Origin of the sequence: Paraburkholderia sp. 40 (assembly GCF_050434105.1) — a bacterium.
Classification (GTDB): Bacteria; Pseudomonadota; Gammaproteobacteria; order Burkholderiales; family Burkholderiaceae; genus Paraburkholderia; species Paraburkholderia tuberum.
Genome location: NZ_JBNPVY010000002.1, coordinates 503,339 through 519,348 on the forward strand (window position 1 = coordinate 503,339; position 16,010 = coordinate 519,348).

At 65.6% G+C, this 16,010-nt stretch carries 13 protein-coding genes; 3 read left to right on the plus strand and 10 right to left on the minus strand.

What is annotated here, in order from left to right:
• Window positions 1-29 precede the first annotated feature (29 nt).
• Window positions 30-866 (plus strand): siderophore-interacting protein, encoded by an 837-nt coding sequence (locus tag OKW28_RS03570; protein WP_429443812.1) that lies wholly within the window; start codon window positions 30-32, stop codon window positions 864-866.
• A 66-nt stretch (window positions 867-932) separates the two neighbouring features.
• Entirely contained in the window at window positions 933-2,216 is a 1,284-nt protein-coding gene (locus OKW28_RS03575; RefSeq protein ID WP_429443813.1) for an MFS transporter, read from the plus strand.
• Between the two features lie 48 nt (window positions 2,217-2,264).
• Here OKW28_RS03575 and OKW28_RS03580 read toward each other — a convergent pair whose 3' ends face one another.
• From OKW28_RS03580 to OKW28_RS03625, 10 genes are all read right to left on the minus strand, one after another.
• Complete coding sequence (locus OKW28_RS03580) at window positions 2,265-3,359, minus strand: AI-2E family transporter (RefSeq protein WP_429443814.1); 1,095 nt, start codon at window positions 3,357-3,359, stop codon at window positions 2,265-2,267.
• A gap of 248 nt (window positions 3,360-3,607) precedes the next feature.
• Window positions 3,608-3,790, minus strand: coding sequence for a CsbD family protein (locus tag OKW28_RS03585; RefSeq protein WP_018425391.1), 183 nt, complete (start codon window positions 3,788-3,790; stop codon window positions 3,608-3,610).
• A gap of 179 nt (window positions 3,791-3,969) precedes the next feature.
• On the minus strand, window positions 3,970-5,247 hold the full coding sequence (locus tag OKW28_RS03590) for a hypothetical protein (protein ID WP_429443815.1): 1,278 nt from the start codon (window positions 5,245-5,247) through the stop codon (window positions 3,970-3,972).
• Window positions 5,247-6,890 carry a hypothetical protein gene (locus OKW28_RS03595; protein WP_429443816.1) on the minus strand — a complete coding sequence of 548 codons (1,644 nt, stop codon included), beginning with the start codon at window positions 6,888-6,890 and terminating at the stop codon, window positions 5,247-5,249. Before OKW28_RS03595 ends, OKW28_RS03590 begins: the two co-directional genes overlap by 1 nt.
• A 300-nt stretch (window positions 6,891-7,190) precedes the next feature.
• The gene (locus OKW28_RS03600) at window positions 7,191-8,354 is read right to left on the minus strand and encodes an enoyl-CoA hydratase/isomerase family protein (RefSeq protein ID WP_429443817.1); all 1,164 of its coding nucleotides are present in this window, start codon (window positions 8,352-8,354) and stop codon (window positions 7,191-7,193) included.
• A complete protein-coding gene (locus tag OKW28_RS03605; protein WP_429443818.1) occupies window positions 8,351-9,151 on the minus strand; it encodes an enoyl-CoA hydratase in 801 nt (266 codons plus the stop codon). Before OKW28_RS03605 ends, OKW28_RS03600 begins: the two co-directional genes overlap by 4 nt.
• Entirely contained in the window at window positions 9,148-10,065 is a 918-nt protein-coding gene (mmsB, locus tag OKW28_RS03610) for a 3-hydroxyisobutyrate dehydrogenase (RefSeq protein ID WP_429443819.1), read from the minus strand. The genes OKW28_RS03605 and mmsB overlap by 4 nt, the downstream gene beginning before the upstream one ends.
• Before the next feature lie 22 nt (window positions 10,066-10,087).
• Window positions 10,088-11,629: a CoA-acylating methylmalonate-semialdehyde dehydrogenase gene (locus OKW28_RS03615; protein ID WP_429443820.1), complete on the minus strand. Its 1,542-nt coding sequence runs from the start codon at window positions 11,627-11,629 to the stop codon at window positions 10,088-10,090.
• Window positions 11,630-11,744: 115 nt separating this feature from the next.
• On the minus strand, window positions 11,745-13,436 hold the full coding sequence (locus OKW28_RS03620) for an AMP-binding protein (RefSeq protein WP_429291327.1): 1,692 nt from the start codon (window positions 13,434-13,436) through the stop codon (window positions 11,745-11,747).
• A gap of 153 nt (window positions 13,437-13,589) precedes the next feature.
• Window positions 13,590-14,723, minus strand: coding sequence for an acyl-CoA dehydrogenase family protein (locus OKW28_RS03625; protein WP_429446839.1), 1,134 nt, complete (start codon window positions 14,721-14,723; stop codon window positions 13,590-13,592).
• Window positions 14,724-14,944: 221 nt separating this feature from the next.
• On the opposite strand from OKW28_RS03625, the gene OKW28_RS03630 reads away from it, so the two are divergent.
• Window positions 14,945-15,991 (plus strand): AraC family transcriptional regulator ligand-binding domain-containing protein, encoded by a 1,047-nt coding sequence (locus OKW28_RS03630; RefSeq protein WP_429443821.1) that lies wholly within the window; start codon window positions 14,945-14,947, stop codon window positions 15,989-15,991.
• Window positions 15,992-16,010: the final 19 nt, after the last annotated feature.

Sequence of the window (16,010 nt, forward strand, 5' to 3'; positions counted from 1 at the left end):
CTCCCGAACCGAACCGGACCATCGCCCACATGCAAGAGCAACCCACTCGCCCTGATCTCGCCGTGCATCGCGTACGGCATCCGTTGAAGTTTCGTCTGCTGCAGGTCAAGCAGGTGCGCGCGCTGACGCCGCACCTGATTCGCGTGACCTTCACCGGCGCCGATCTGGACGACTTCATCTCAGCCTCGTTCGACGACCACATCAAGGTCTTCTTCCCCGACCCCGGCGCCGACAAACCTACGCTGCCGCAAGCCGGCCCCGACGGCCCGGTGTTCCCGGAAGGCAAGCGGCCGACCGCGCGCGATTTCACGCCGCGCCGTTTCGATCGCGACGCCCGCGAGCTCGACATCGAGTTCGCGATGCACGACGCGGGCCCCGCGGCGACGTGGGCCGCGCAGGCGCAGGTGGGCCAGTATCTGGGCGTCGGCGGCCCGCGCGGTTCGCTGGTGATTCCGACCGGCTTCGACTGGCATCTGCTGATCGGCGACGACACCGCGCTCCCCGCGATCGCGCGCCGTCTCGAAGAGTTGCCTGCCGCCACGCGCGTCGCCGCGGTGATCGAGGTCGCCGATCCGTCGGCGCGCATCGAGTTCACGACGCAGGCCGAGGTGCATCTCGTCTGGTGCTATCGCAACGAGGCCAACACGCAAAACGGCACGCGCGGCAAAGCGCTGTTGCACGCGGTGCGCGAGACCTGGCTGCCGGAGAACGGCGAAGGCTACGTGTGGGCCGCAGGCGAAGCGGCGACGATCCGCGCGGTGCGTCAGCATCTATCCGGCGAGCGCGGCGTCGACAAAACGCGGATTCGCGCGGCCAGCTACTGGAAACAGGGCGCGGTCGCGGTCCACGAAACGATCGACGACTGAGCTTCTGCTCGCGTGGCGCGCGGCATTAGCGGCGTACTTCGAACAACAACTAAAGGAAATCAACCGATGTACTCAATCACTGCACGGCACGAGCGTCGTTTGTTGTGGCTGCTCGCGCTCACGCAGTTCACGATCATCATGGACTTCATGGTGATGATGCCGCTCGGCCCGCAGATCATGAGCGCGTTCCAGATCGCGCCGGCCGCGTTCGCGACGGCCGTATCCGCGTATTCGTGGTGCTCGGGGCTGTCGGGCCTGTTCGCGGCGACCTATATCGACCGATTCGACCGGCGCCGTCTGCTGCTCACCATTTACGCGCTGTTCGCGCTGTCGAACCTCGCGTGCGCGCTCGCGTCGAGCTTCGCGCTGCTGCTCGCCGCGCGCGCGTTCGCGGGCATCACGGGCGGCGTGCTCGGCTCCGTGATCATGGCGATCGTCGGCGACGTGATCCCGCTGCAACGGCGCGGCGCCGCGACCGGCACGATCATGACCGCGTTCTCGCTCGCGGCGATCGCCGGCGTGCCGGCCGGCGTGATGCTCGGCGCGCAGTTCGGCTGGGCGGCGCCGTTCTTCCTGCTGGTCGCGTTGTCGCTGCTGGTGTGGTTCGCGGCCTCGCAACAGGTGCCGTCGCTGGCCGCGCATCTGAGCCGCCGGCAGCCGCCGCTCGCGGAAGTACTGCCCGAGCTGTGGCGCCTGCTGAGCAACCGAAGCCATCTGAACGCGTTCGCGCTGACGTTCATGATGATGATCGCGCACATGCTGGTGATCCCGTTCATTGCGCCGATGCTGGTCGCCAATCACGGCGTCGCGCCGCGACAGCTGTCGTGGCTGTACATGGCCGGCGGCGCGGCGACCTTCTTCACGTCGCGCCTCGTCGGCAGATTCGCCGACCGCTTCGGCACGCAGCGCGTGTTCCGCTGCGCGGCGCTGCTGTCGTTCGTGCCGGTGCTGTTCATCACGCATCTGCCGAACCTGCCGTTCTACGCGCTCGTGCTGTTCTTCCCGTGCTTCCTCGTGTTGATGAACGGCCGCATGGTGCCGATGCAGGCACTGCTGACCACGGTCCCCGAGGCCGCGCGACGCGGTGCGTTCCTGAGCGCGAACAGCGCGCTGCAGGCGCTCGGCACCGGCACTGGCGCGTGGCTCGGCGGCTTGATGCTGAGCACGTCGGCTGATGGCCGCATCGCCGGGTATGGAACCGTCGGCTGGGCGGCGGTGGCGGTCGCATGCGCGGCGGTGCTGTGGGTCTCGCGCGTGAAGGGCGTGCCGCGCGAAGTGGCGGCGGCCAGCGCCGCTGGCGCGACGATGCCTCGCGCCGGCATCGAAGCTCACATCGCTGAAGAAGGTTAGCGATGCCAGGCAGCGCGCAGTGTCGCTGCGCCAACTGCGCGCCGCGCGTTACGCCTCATCGTCGGCGCTGCCCGTCAGCGCGCGCCGCGCGGCCTCGCCCTGCCCGTGCGACGCCGAGTAAAACACGCGCGCCCGGCCGATCACGATTTTTAGCGTCGCGATGACGGGCACCGCGAGAAAAATCCCAGCGACGCCGCCAAGCTGATCGCCCGCGAGCAGTCCGACGATCACCAGAAACGGACTGACCTCGACGCCTTCGCTCATCAGATACGGATTGAGCACGTAGTCCTGGAACAGCCGGTACAGCCCGATAAAAATCACGAGCCACAACAGGTGCGGATAGCCGCTGAACACGGCGACCACGAGCGTGATCGCGACCGCGGCAAGCGGCCCCGCGAACGGCACGAATTCGAGCAGCCCGGCGCTGACCGCGAGCAGAAACGCGTACGGCACGCCGAGCAGCGAGAACACGACGCCGTAGCTAAATAGCGTGGCGAGCGACAGAAACAGCAGCGCGCGCACGTACTTCGACAGCAGCACGTTCAGATCGTCGACGATCTCGTTCCACAGCACGCGATGCCGGCTGTTCAGCAACGCCAGAAACGCGTCGCGCATCCGTTCGCCGTCCTTGATCAGCAGGAAGCTCAGGATCGGAATCAGCACCAGGTAGATCAGGTTGCTCGCCGCGTGGACGACGCCGAGCCCAAGGCTGCGCGCCAACGGCACGGCCTTGTCGGAACCGGTCTCGATCTGGCTGCGCACGAAATCGACGATCCGCTCGCGCAGCGGTTCGAGAAAATGCGGAAGCGGAAAACGGTTCGGCACATCGGTGCGCAGCAGCGCGGGCAGTTGCGTGAAGAGGCGCGTCGCCTGATCCTGCAATTCCACGCCGAACAGTGAGCCAACCACCGCGAGCAGCGCGACCACGACGACGAACACGACCGCGATCGACACGACGCGCGGCATGCGGCGCGGCCTCACGCGTTCGACCAGCACCACCATCGGGTAGATCAGATAGCTGAAAAACACCGCGAACACGACGACGAGCACCGTCGTCGACGCGATATAGATGAGGAAAAATAGCAGCGCGAGCAGAGACGCGGTCCAGACTTTCCTGGCCGCGCCGACGTCAAATCCCAGCATGAAGCGTCCTCGAATGGGCGATACGGCGCCGGCGCGACGAGTGCGCCGGCTGACTCTGGACCGTAACAGAAATTTACACGTTGCGTGTGTCGAACGCCGCGCCGCGAGGGCGCGACGCGGCGAGCACCGGCGTCGTGCGAGGCGCTACGCTCGCGGTGCGTCATTGCACGGCTTGCGTGCCTGACTTGATGCGCCCGAAACCGGGGGGCAGGATAAATGAAGCTGCGGGTACGTGAAGTTTCGGCTCGCTAACTCTTCACACGCTCTCGTACCTCTTCGGTTTCTTCGCCGATTCTCGCCTGTATCCTGCCGGCTATTTTTTCGGCCGCTCCTTCGGCCTGTTTCGCGCGATTGCCGGTGACCTTGCCAATCGCTTCCTTGACCGAGCCCTTGAGCTCCTTCGCCGTACCTTCTACACGATTCCTGTCCATGGTGCCTTCCTGCTAGGTTTGACTGTGGAGTTGCCTGCTGGTGTTGCAACGAAACAGCCAACGTACGGCGCGACGCGCCTCGTTATGGCGCGGATCGCTTCGCCAAAGGCGAGCCGCGTCGGAGCAACCTGAAAATTCCTAGCATGCGGCGTTCCCGATACCCAGTGCGCCGCGCATCGTCACCTCACCGTGACGGTGTCCTTCGCGGCGTCGTTGGCGGCATCCTTGCCGTGAGCCGGATCAGGATGATCATCTTTCGCGCCATGAAAGATATGCTTGAAAAGTTCCTTGTTCTTTGCGCCATTCAAGAGGTTTCGCAGCGCGGCTTCGTCATCGGCCGGCTTGAACGAAAGCACTCTCTTGCGGTAGCGCTCCCTGCGTTCGTCGAGCATGTAACTCGCCGGTAGCGGCAGTTCGCGGCTGCCCACGTCGAGATCGATGCCTTCGAAGGTCAGCAGCCCCGCATCATGATTGATGAAGCACGCGGGAGGCTTGGTCCGGTCGATCACGTAGACGCACTGCTTCTGCAGATTGCCGGCGTCGGGCAGCTTGCCGCGGAAGATCTTGTCACGCAGGAACGTGCACATTTCTTCCCAGCATTCCTCGGTGGATTTTCCCGCCGCGCAGGACCGCAAAATTTCGGTCTTCAGAATGGCCTCTGGCACGGCATAGTAAATCGGATAACCCGCCCTCAGGTAAAGTTGCAGTTGCAACACTTCGTAACAGCGGCCCAACGCATGGATCGACGGCACGAGCAAAGACCGTTCATCCGACTCGTCGCCTTCGGTGGGTCCGGTCGCCGTCTGAGTGCGGATCGACGGATGTTCCGGCAACCCGGAATTCTCCGGTTCCGGCTGTCCGCCGCCCCACAGGATCAGATCGCGAAACAGGATCATCGGCAGGAACGAATGAACGATCAGATCCGTCGACGCCCTGCGTTTGGCGCGCTCGTTCGCGTCGGCTTCCACCGGCAGCGTCGGATGCCACTTGCGCGACGAGCGCACGATATCGCCGATCGCCTTCGCCACGCAGATGCCGTTCGGTAGCCCGCCCCCCTCCTCGTCGGCCCAGGTCTGCACCAGGTCCCACGGCTCGCCAATCGGCACGCCGAGAAAGTAAAGACCGAGCGATACCGCCGTGAGCAACTCGACGTAGAACTGATTCGCCTGAAATGGCGCCGCAGGAATGCCCCGCATCAACTGTGAATCGGCGAGCAGCTTCTTGCCCGATCCGACCTTGCACAGCGCGCCGGCGCAGTGCTTGAGCCGGTCGACGAGACCGCGCACGTCGCGACCGGCAAGCGGCGACTGCCCGCCGACCAGATGGTGTCTGACCATCAGCGAGATCGGCGTCGTGAAATTCGACCGGTCCGTGTTTTTCGTCGGCACCACGAGGGACATCACCAGGTCGCTGATGATCTCCAGGTCGGCCAGCATCGCATCGATGGAAGTAGTCATCACTCGACCTCCGCTGCTATCTCTTCGATCGACGGATCGTATTGGCCGTCGATGGTCGCCGTCTGCCTCGGCTCGGACGTGGCGATGATCGCCACGGCATCCCGGATCAATCCCTTGCAGCGCGCGGCCAACACTCGCTTGCGAATTCCCGATGGCGCGTCTCCTTCGTTCGCCCATTCCTTGAATCCGAGTCTTTCGAGTACGTGATCTTCGTTCTGTCCGAAGGTGGCCGCACCGTCCGCGGGTATGGCCTGATGGGCATCGGTCAGGCAGGTGCAGATGTACTCCTCGACGGTCGGGCCACGCGCCGCCAGCGTTTGAATTTCACGCTTGGCCCAGCGGGCGAGCGATACCGAGATCTCATCCATGTCGTGCGTCAGGTTGCGCACCTTGACGTCCTTGCCGCGATCGTCGCCGAGAATCTGATAGACGGTCCGGTCGACCACATGCAGCCACAGCGAAGTCTGCGCAATGCGAATCTTGTGTTCGCACACGACGTCTTTCGAGTCGGCCTCGAGCGCGCGCCGTACGTGCCACAGCACGACGTAATGCCATACGAGTCCAATGAACTTGCCGAAGAAGAGTGCCTTGTCCTGCATCGAGCCGTCGTCGAACTCGGGATATTCGAGGGGCGTCACCAGCGTCATCTTCGTGCGCGCGCCTTCCTTCAAGGTCCGATAGAGCGTCGCCGCGGGGCTGCTGCGATAGCCGTCCCAGGACTCGCGCGCCCACCATTGCTTGTCGATATCGAAGAAACGATAGATCGAAAAAATGCCTTTTTCCGACTCCTGAACGTTAGCCGCGCCGCCGTGAACCTGGTGCGCCGCGCCCGGCTGCAAGCGCTTCCTCTCCTCTGCGCGGGACTGGTCGTGGTTCGGGTCGCGATAGGCGTCGTAAATCACGCGAAGACCATAGCGGGTTCCCATCGCGTTATCGATGCTGGCCACCTTGTCGCTGAGCTCCTTGCGGATGGTCTCGAGCACCTCTTCCTGCTCGTCGACGAGCTTGCGTTGCTGCTCGAGCGCGGAATAGTGTTCGGCGGCCACGTAAATGGCGGCGAGCGCCAAAGCGAGTACGACCGCATCGGTATAGCCCTCCCATATCTCTCCGCCGAACAGCAATACCGCCGGGACGTAGCAGAACACCGGAATGCACCAGCGCGACGCGAACCAGGTTCGCAGGATGCCGACTACACCCTTCGAGCGTGAGTCGACGTCGGGAGCGGCCTCACCTTCCTCTTCCGCGATACGCTTCTTCTCCTCGAACTCGCGTTCCGCGATGGTCCGCGCCCGTTCTTCTTCTCCACGGCAAATGTGGACATAAAACACGAGGAACGTGAAGGCCGTGACCAGCAACGCAAGCAGCCAGCTCTCGCCCATGCTGGTTGCGCGATCCGCGTCGCTGACTTCCTTCATCACCGCGGCGATCTTTTTAACGCACTCGATGCCGGGAGGAAAGCAATCCGCATCCGGCACGCGATGCGAAAAGGTCACCACCCAGTAGATACCGCTGCCCACCAGAACCGCAATGCCGCCTAGCGCGGTGAGGACGAGCTTTTTTGCATGAGGGCCCTGCTCGACGTGGGAAGCGGGTTTGTCGCCGAAGGGTTTGGAGCGGCGATTCTCATCTGACGGCTTTTCCATACGCATTGCCTCCTGATCGATCAAGAGCACGGGAATGCGGGAAGCGGTGACGTACAAACGCACCGTAGGTCGGACGAGCGCCGTGATGAGGGCTGCGAGCAGGCTTTGCCGGTCGGGACGGAGCTGAACTATCTATCTAAGATTGCGCCCGGAAAGATGTCAATTGGCGCACGTAGTCTGTGTACGCCAGACCACAATTGGCACCGGCGGCTGATGGGCGGGACATGCCAAGCAGACCTAAGGGCGGGCGCGGGTGCGCCGGGCCGCGCGCCCCGCGCGGCATGCGATACGCCGCGCAAGTCAGTCGCCATGCTCCACGCCCAGCGCCGCCAGCGGATGCGCGTCGCCGTGCCACGGCGAACTCAGGAAATGCCGCACGCGCTCGGGTTGCACATCGGCGAGCGTCGCCGGTGACCAGCGCGGCCGACGGTCCTTGTCGATCAGTTGCGCGCGCACGCCCTCGCGGAAATCGCCTTCCTCGATCGAGCGCTTCACGATGCCGAGCTCCATCCGGAAGCAATCGGCAAGCGTCATCTGCCGGCCGCGCAGCAGCGCTTCGCGCGTCACGTGCAGCATCGTCGGCGAATGGGCGGTCAGTGCGTCGTAGGTCGCTTGCAGCCATTGCCGCACCTCGCGCGGCGGTTCGCGTTCGAGATCCTGGCGCAGTGTCGCGACGATGCGCTCGACGCCCGAACGCCGGTCGAAGTGGCGCAGGATCAGTTGCGTCAGCGCGCCGAGCGGCGCGTGCGGCACGATATTGCACGGCGGCTCGAACACGGCGCGCAGCGCGTCGATGCGCTCGCCGTCGTGCGACATGCGCTGCAAACGTTCCTCGAAGCTCGCGAGCCAGTCGGCCGGCACGCACAGGTCGGCCAGTTGCAGGCGCATCGCATCGGCGCCCGCTAGCGTCGGGCCGGTCAGCCCGACATACAGCGCAAGCTCGGCCGGCATCACGCTCAGAAAGCGGCTCGCGCCGACGTCGGGCACGAAGCCGATGCGCGTCTCCGGCATCGCGATGCGGCTGCGTTCGGTCACGATGCGCAGCCGCGCCGCCTGGCCGAGGCCCATGCCGCCGCCCATCGCGATGCCGTCGAGCAGCGCGACCACCGGCTTAGGAAACGTATGCAACGCGTAATCGAGCCGGTACTCGTCGACGAAGAACGCGAGCCAGCGTGGGTCGCCCTGCGTCGCGAGCCGATGTACCTCGCGCACGTCGCCGCCCGCGCAAAAGCCCTTGTCGCCAGCGCCCTTCAGCACCAGCGCGACGATCCCGGCATCGGTGCGGCAATGCTCGACCAGCACCGCGAGTTCGCGCATCATCGCGTGCGACAGCGCGTTGAGCGCGGCAGGCCGGTTCAGCGTGATGATCGCCACGCGGTTGACGACGCGAAACAGCACGTCGGGTTCGGCTTGCGTGTTCGTCGTGTCGCGCATTTCGACCGCAAAGCCGTGCAAAGCGCTCATCGCTGCGTCTCCCGCGATGCACGGCTCGTCTGCCAGCGCGGCACGCGTTTTTCGAGGAACGCGTTGACGCCCTCGCGCTGATCGGCGCCATCGAACAGATCGACGAAGCGCTCGCGTTCTAGCGCGAGCGCGGCGGCGCGCGGCACGCCATGCCGCGCCTGATGGATCAGCTCCTTGCTGAAGCTGACCGCCTCCGGGCTCAAACCGGTGACGCGCTGCGCCATGTTCAATGCGGCTTCACGCGCGGCGCCGCGCTCCACCACTTCTTCGACGAGACCGATGCTGAGCGCGGTCGCCGCATCAACGCGCTCGCCGGTCAGAATCATCCGCTTGGCCCAGCCTTCGCCGACGAGCCACGGCAGCGTCTGCGTGCCGCAGCCGCATGGCAGCAGACCGACCGCCGTCTCGGGGAGCGCCAGCACCGCATGCTGCTCGGCGATGCGGATATCGCAGGCGAGCGCGCATTCGAGACCGCCGCCCATCGCAAAGCCGTTGAGCGCCGCGATGACGACGGGCCGCGCGTTCTGCAGCGACTCGAAGGCCGCGCCGAAACGCGCGGCCGCGGTGCGCGCGACTTCGCGATTGCCGTCGGCGAACGTGTTCAGATCGGCGCCCGCGCTGAAAAACTTCGGACCGTCGCCGGTGATCACGAACGCGCGCACGCGCGCATCGGCGTTCAACTGCTCGACGGTGCGTTGCAATTGCAGCAGACCGTCGGGCGTGAAAGCGTTCGCGGGCGGCCGTTTCAACGTGATCAAAGCAACGGCGCCGTCATGTGCGTAATCGAGGTCGATCATTGCGTGCCTCCCTGGTCGGTACCGCCGCGCTCACGCGAGCGATACAGCTTGATCACCGCCGAAAAGTCCAGGCGCCCCGCGCCGTTCGCACTCATCGTTTGATAAAGCTGCTGCGCGAGCGCGCCGAGATAGACCGGTTGACGCACGCCACGCGCGGCATCGGTGGCGAGGCCGAGGTCTTTCAGCATCAGGTCGGTGCCGAAGCCGCCGGTATAGCCGCGCGACGACGGCGCGGTCTCGATCACGCCCGGCATCGGGTTATACGTGTCCGAACTCCAGCAGCGCCCGGTCGACGTATTGATGATGCTACCGAGCACCTGCGTGTCGATACCGAGCGCCTCGCCGAGCGACATCGCCTCGGCGACGCCCGCCATCGAGATGCCGAGCACGAGGTTGTTGCAGATCTTCGCGACCTGGCCCGTGCCGGTGTCGCCGCAATGCACGATGTTTTTTCCCATCGCCGACAGCACTGGCTTGACCTGCTCGTACGCGCTCGCACTGCCGCCGACCATGAAGGTCAGCGTGCCCGCCGCCGCGCCGCCCGTGCCGCCCGAGACCGGTGCATCGACGAAGCTGTTGCCATGAGCCGCGGCGAGTTCGGCAAACGCTTTCACGCTGGCGGGATCGATCGTGCTCGAATCGATGATCGGCACGCCCGGCGCGATGCCGGCGAGGATGCCATCGTCCGCGACGAGCACGCTGCGCACGTGAGCCGCGGCGGGCAGCATCGTGATCATGCATTCGACGTCGCTCGCGGCGGCTTGCGGTGAGCGGGCCGGCTGCGCGCCCGCGTCGACGAGCGTGCGCACAGCTTCCGCGCTGAGGTCGAACACGTTGAGCGCGTGGCCCGCCTTCAGCAGGTTCAGCGCCATCGGCGCGCCCATATTGCCGAGTCCGATAAAGCCGATCTTCATGATGTCGTCTCCGTGTGTGCCTTCAACGCAGGCGGATCGTCGTGTTGACGCCATCGTTGACGGTGTCGTCGTCGAACCAGCGCGCGGTGACCGTCTTGGTCTGCGTGTAGAACTGCACGACCTGCTTGCCGTAGGGACCGAGATCGCCAAGCTTCGAGCCGCGCGAACCGGTGAAGCTGAAAAACGGCACCGGCACCGGGATAGGAATGTTGATGCCGACCTGGCCGATATCGATCTCGCTCTGGAACTTGCGCGCCGCCGCGCCGCTTTGCGTGAAGAGGCCGACGCCGTTGCCGAACGGGTTGGCGTTGACGAGCGCGATCGCATCGTCGAGCGTCGCGACGTTCAGCACCACGAGCACCGGCCCGAAGATTTCGGTGCGGTAGATTTCCATCTCGGCCGTCACGTCGGTGAACACCGTCGGGCCGATGAAGTTGCCCTGCTCGTAGCCGTGCACGTTCACATCGCGGCCGTCGAGCACGAGCGTCGCGCCCTCTTTCACGCCAGCGTCGATCAGACCGAGAATGCGCTGCTTCGCGGCGCGCGACACGACCGGCCCGACATCGGTGCCCGGCTCGTGACCCGCGTTGATCTTCAGCGTCTTCGCCTTCGCGACGAGTTCGGGCAGCCACTCGCGCGCGGCACCGACCAGCACCGCCACCGAACTCGCCATGCAGCGTTGCCCAGCGGCGCCGAACGCGGCGCCGGCGAGCGCGTTGAGGGTCTGTTCGCGATTCGCGTCGGGCAACACGACCGCATGGTTCTTCGCGCCCATCATCGACTGCACTCGCTTGCCGTGTTCGCTGCCGAGGCGATACACGTGCGTGCCGACCGCCGTCGAGCCGACGAACGAAATCGCCTTCACCAGTTCATGCGTGCACAGCGCATCGACGACCTCCTTGCCGCCGTGCACGACGTTCAGCACTCCCTTCGGCACGCCGGCTTCGAGCGCAAGCTCGACGAGCTGCATCGTCGACAGCGGGTCCTGCTCGGATGGTTTCAGCACGAAGGTATTGCCGCACACGAGCGCCATCGGGAACATCCACAGCGGGATCATCGCGGGGAAATTGAACGGCGTGATGCCGACGCATACGCCGAGCGGCTGGCGCAGCGTGTAGGTGTCCACACCACCCGCGACGTTCTCGGCGAACTCCCCCTGCTGCAACGTGCCGATCGAACACGCGTGCTCGACGACTTCCAGACCGCGGAAGAGGTCGCCCTCGGCATCGGGAATCGTCTTGCCTTGCTCGGCCGACAGCGTCTTCGCGATGCGCGGCATATGCTCGCGAATCAGCGCCTGGTACTTCAGCATGATGCGCATGCGCGCGCCGATCGGCGTGTCCTTCCACGTTTTGAAAGCGGCGTGCGCGCTGCGCACCGCTGCGTCGACTTCCGCGACGGTCGCGAACGGCACGCGGGCGAGGACCGCCTGCGTGGCCGGGTTCACGATGTCGCGCCACTCGGTCGTCTTCGACTCGACGAACTCGCCGTTGATCAGCAGTTTGACGGTGGCCACGGCGCCGGCAACGTCGCGGCCGGTCTCGTTCGAAGCAAGGGTGCTCATCCTGAAACTCCTGTGATTTAGAAAACAGTGCCCCGACGCGTCGAATCCGAAGCTAATTCAACGCGTGCGATTCAAACCGGGGCGGCAAACCAGCAATGGCGAGGAATAAAGACAGTCACCGCAAGTCGGGAAAATCCTCTTCCCAATACTCGTCCGGCAGACGCGCGGGCTCGGCTGCGCGCTCCATTTCGCGGCGCCGCAATTCGACGCGGCGGATCTTGCCGGAGATCGTCTTGGGCAGTTCGCTGAATTGCAGACGGCGAATCCGCTTGTACGGCGCGAGTTTTTCGCGCGAGAACGCGAACACCGCGCGCGCGAGTTCGGGACCGGCTTCGTAGCCGTGACGCACGGTGACGAACGCCTTCGGCACCGACAGACGCAACGCGTCCGCGCTCGGCACGACGGCAGCCTCGCCGATCGCCTCGTGTTCGATCAGCACGCTTTCGAGTTCGAACGGACTCAGGCGATAGTCGGACGACTTGAACACGTCGTCCGAGCGGCCGACGTACACGTAGTAGCCGTCGTCGCGACGCAGCGCAACATCCGACGTGCGATAGAGGCCGTTTCGCATCGACTGCGCGGTCGCGTTGGCGTTGTTCGCATAACCCGTCATCAGGCCGAGCGGCCGTTCGGCGAGCGGCAGCGCGATTTCGCCTTCGCCGACCGGTTGGTCGTCGGCGTCGAGCAGTTCGACCCGGTAGCCCGGCAGCGGACGCCCCATCGAGCCGGCCACGACCGGCTGGCCCGGCGAATTGCCGATCTGGCAGGTCGTTTCGGTCTGGCCGTAGCCATCGCGAATCGTAATGCCCCACGCGTGCTTGACGCGCTCGATGACCTCCGGATTCAGCGGCTCGCCGGCGCCGACGATTTCGCGCAGCTTCACCGGATAGTCGCCGAGCGGCTCCTGCACGAGCATGCGCCAGACGGTCGGCGGCGCGCACAGCGTGGTGACGTTGAAGCGCACGAGCGCGGCGAGTGTGTCTTTCGGCACGAAGCGCGGGACGTTGAACACGAACACGCAGGCCTGCGCGTTCCACGGCGCGAAGAAGCAGCTCCACGCGTGCTTGGCCCAGCCCGGCGAGCTGATGTTCCAATGGATGTCGCCGGGTTGCAGGCCGATCCAGTACATCGTCGACAGATGCCCGACCGGATAGCTCTGGTGCGTATGCTCGACCAGCTTCGGCTTCGAGGTGGTGCCGGACGTGAAGTACAGCAACAGCGGATCGCTGGCGTGGGTGACGCCGTCCGGCGTGAAATGCGGCGAAGCCTCGTACGCGGCGGCAACATCGATCCAGCCGTCGCGCGGCGCGCCGACCGACAAGCGGGTGAGCGGCACGTCGAGCGCATCGAATTTGCCCAGCTCCGCGCTGTCGACCACGACGAACTTCGCGCCGCCGATCTGCACGCGGTCGCGCACGTCGTCGGCGGATAGTTGCGTAGTGGCGGGCAGCACGATCGCGCCGAGCTTCATCGCGGCGAGCATTACGTCCCATAGCTCGACGCGGTTCGGCAGCATCAGCAGCACACGGTCGCCGCGGCCGACGCCCGCGCCGCGCAGAAAGTTCGCCATCCGCGACGAGCGCTCCGACATCTGCGCGTACGACAGACGCAGGCCGTCGCTGGAAGGATCGTCGACGATCCACAGCGCGGGGTTGTCGTTGTCATGCGCGATCGCGTCGAAGTAGTCGAGCGCCCAGTTGAACTCGCCGAGCGCGGGCCACGCGAATTCGCGGTACGCGCGCTCGTAGTCGGTGCGATGGCGCACTAGCAGATCGCGCGCTTCGAGAAAGGCTTTCGCTGCTGTCATCGTCGTCTCCTGTCGACCAGAGTTAGCGCTTTAGCGCTTACTCTGGTCCGATGCAACGTAGTTGCAAGTGGCGCGGGGCGCGCTCGGTTATTTTCGCCGCGGTGATTCAGGCGAGCATCCACGGCCAGGCTATTGTGCGCTCAAACGCCGCCCTCAAACATGGCGCGCGATCACCATCCGCTGCACTTCGCTCGTCCCTTCGTAAATCTGCGTGATCCGTGCATCCCGATAGTGGCGCTCGACCGCATAGTCCTCCAGATAGCCGTAGCCGCCATGAATCTGGATCGCGTTCGAACAGATCTCCTCCGCAAGCTCCGACGCAAAAAGCTTCGCCTGCGACGCCTCCGACAGACACGGCCGCCCCGCCGAGCGCAGCCGTGCCGCGTGATGCACGAGCAGGCGCGCGGCATTCAGGCGCGTCGCCATGTCGGCAAGCATGTTCGCGATCGTCTGGTGGTCTTTCAGCGGCTTGCCGAACTGTTCGCGCTCGTTCGCGTAGCGGCGCGCGGCGTCGAACGCGGCGCGCGCAATGCCGACTGCCTGCGCGGCGATGCCGATGCGTCCGCCTTCGAGATTCGACAGCGCGATGCGCAGACCCTCGCCCGGCTCACCGAGCAGATTGGCCTCGGGCACCGCGCACTGATCGAGCGAGATCGGACAGGTGTCGGACGCGCGAATGCCGAGCTTGTGCTCCGGCCGGCCGACGTCGAAACCCGGCGTCGAGGTCGGCACGATGAAGGCGGACAGGCCGCGCTTACCGCGCTCGGGATCGGTGACCGCGAACACGATCGCGAGACCGGCGCGCGCGCCGTTGGTCACGAACTGCTTGCTGCCGTTCAGAATCCACTGCCCGTCGCGCCGCTCCGCGCGGGTGCGCAGATTGTTCGCCTCGGAGCCCGCCTGCGGCTCGGTCAGGCAGAACGCGCCGATCGTCCGGCCGATGGCGAGCTCGCGCAGATAGCGGTCCTTCTGCGCGGCGCTGCCGAAGTTCAGGATCGGCGCGCAGCCGACCGAGTTGTGCACGCTCATCAGCGTCGCGCAGGCGGCGCAACCGGCCGCGATCTCTTCCAGCGCGAGCGCATAGGCGACGTAATCGGTGTAGGAGCCGCCCCACTCGGCCGGCACCATCATGCCCAGAAAGCCGAGTTCGCCCAGTTGCGCGACGACCTCGGCCGGCAGTTGCGCGTCGCGATCCCATTGCGCCGCGTGCGGCGCGAGACATTCGGTCGCGAAGTCGCGCGCGGCGTCGCGGATCATCCGTTGTTCGTCGGTGTAGAAGCTGTCCATGACTGCGTCCTCGTTGGTGCTGACGACCGTGCTGGCGATCGCGGTGATGCGGCAAGTGTAGGCAAGCGGCCCGCGCCGTTCGATGCTCGCTCCGCTCATTCTTGCTGAGCGCTTTTGCCATACTGCTACCATGCACGTGCATGGAGCCTCGCCATTTCAGGGGCTTCATGAACCGCGACCCAGCCCATGCTGAGCGCTTTTGCCAGAAAAACCGAATCCAGATGAAAAGCGACAAAGGCACGATCTCCGTCAGTCTCGTCGAGGAAACGCTCGCGCTCGCGACGGCGCGCGGCCTCGACGCGCGAGCGCTCGCCGAAGCGGCCGGCATTGCCGCGGCGATGCTCGCGTCGCCGAAAAGCCGCGTATCGTCGGCGCAATACGGCGCGCTGTGGGCCGGCATCGCACGCGCGCTCGACGACGAATTCTTCGGCCAGGACTCGCATCCGATGAAAAGCGGCAGCTTCATCGCGATGACGCAGATGGCGCTGGGCGCGCGCAACGGCGCGCAGGCGCTTGCGCGCGCGGTCGGCTTCATGCGGCTCGTGCTCGACGATCTCGGCGCGACGATCGACACCGACGCGCAGCGCGTGCGCCTGAAGTTCGTCGAGCGCGCGGGCACGCGCAAGCCGGCGATGTTCGCTTACGCGACGTATTTCATCGTCGTGTACGGGCTCGTGTGCTGGCTCGTCGGCCGGCGCATTCCGTTGCTCGAAGCGCGCTTTCGCTGCGCCGCGCCGCCGGCCGCGCACGAATACCGGCTGATGTTCTGCGAAGACATGTATTTCGACGAGCCCGAGTCGTCCGTCGATCTCGACCCTGCGTTTCTGGAACTGCCGGTGATCCAGACTTCGCGCTCGGCGCGGCCGTTTCTGCGCGATGCGCCGGGCAGCTTCATCGTCAAGTACCGCAATCCGGGTTCGCTCGCCGCGCGCGTGCGCAAGACGCTGCGCGCGCTGCCGATGTCGGGCTGGCCCGCGGCCGATCAGATGGCCGCGCGCCTGCACGTCGCCGAGGCGACGATGCGGCGGCACCTGAAGCAGGAGGGCCACACGTATCAGTCGATCAAGGACGCGCTGCGGCGCGACATCGCGATCGCCGAACTGCAGCGCACGCAGCGCACCATCGCCGATATCGCCAACGCCGTCGGCTTCGCGGAGCCGAGCGCGTTTCATCGCGCGTTCCGCAAATGGACCGGCATGCGCCCGACCGACTATCGGCCGGCCCGGGCCGCGGGGCTCGATCTCACGCGACGCGCCGAATCGGACTAAGCTTTAAGCGGCAACAGGC

Excerpts from the sequence above, each read along its gene's own strand:
- OKW28_RS03600 (WP_429443817.1), bottom strand. The coding sequence starts at position 8,354 with ATGAGCGCTTTGCACGGCTTTGCGGTCGAAATGCGCGACACGACGAAC.
- mmsB (WP_429443819.1), bottom strand. The coding sequence starts at position 10,065 with ATGAAGATCGGCTTTATCGGACTCGGCAATATGGGCGCGCCGATGGCG.
- OKW28_RS03575 (WP_429443813.1), top strand. The coding sequence starts at position 933 with ATGTACTCAATCACTGCACGGCACGAGCGTCGTTTGTTGTGGCTGCTC.
- OKW28_RS03625 (WP_429446839.1), bottom strand. The coding sequence starts at position 14,723 with ATGGACAGCTTCTACACCGACGAACAACGGATGATCCGCGACGCCGCG.
- OKW28_RS03620 (WP_429291327.1), bottom strand. The coding sequence starts at position 13,436 with ATGACAGCAGCGAAAGCCTTTCTCGAAGCGCGCGATCTGCTAGTGCGC.
- OKW28_RS03585 (WP_018425391.1), bottom strand. The coding sequence starts at position 3,790 with ATGGACAGGAATCGTGTAGAAGGTACGGCGAAGGAGCTCAAGGGCTCG.
- OKW28_RS03590 (WP_429443815.1), bottom strand. The coding sequence starts at position 5,247 with ATGACTACTTCCATCGATGCGATGCTGGCCGACCTGGAGATCATCAGC.
- OKW28_RS03630 (WP_429443821.1), top strand. The coding sequence starts at position 14,945 with ATGAAAAGCGACAAAGGCACGATCTCCGTCAGTCTCGTCGAGGAAACG.
- OKW28_RS03605 (WP_429443818.1), bottom strand. The coding sequence starts at position 9,151 with ATGATCGACCTCGATTACGCACATGACGGCGCCGTTGCTTTGATCACG.
- OKW28_RS03570 (WP_429443812.1), top strand. The coding sequence starts at position 30 with ATGCAAGAGCAACCCACTCGCCCTGATCTCGCCGTGCATCGCGTACGG.
- OKW28_RS03580 (WP_429443814.1), bottom strand. The coding sequence starts at position 3,359 with ATGCTGGGATTTGACGTCGGCGCGGCCAGGAAAGTCTGGACCGCGTCT.
- OKW28_RS03615 (WP_429443820.1), bottom strand. The coding sequence starts at position 11,629 with ATGAGCACCCTTGCTTCGAACGAGACCGGCCGCGACGTTGCCGGCGCC.
- OKW28_RS03595 (WP_429443816.1), bottom strand. The coding sequence starts at position 6,890 with ATGGAAAAGCCGTCAGATGAGAATCGCCGCTCCAAACCCTTCGGCGAC.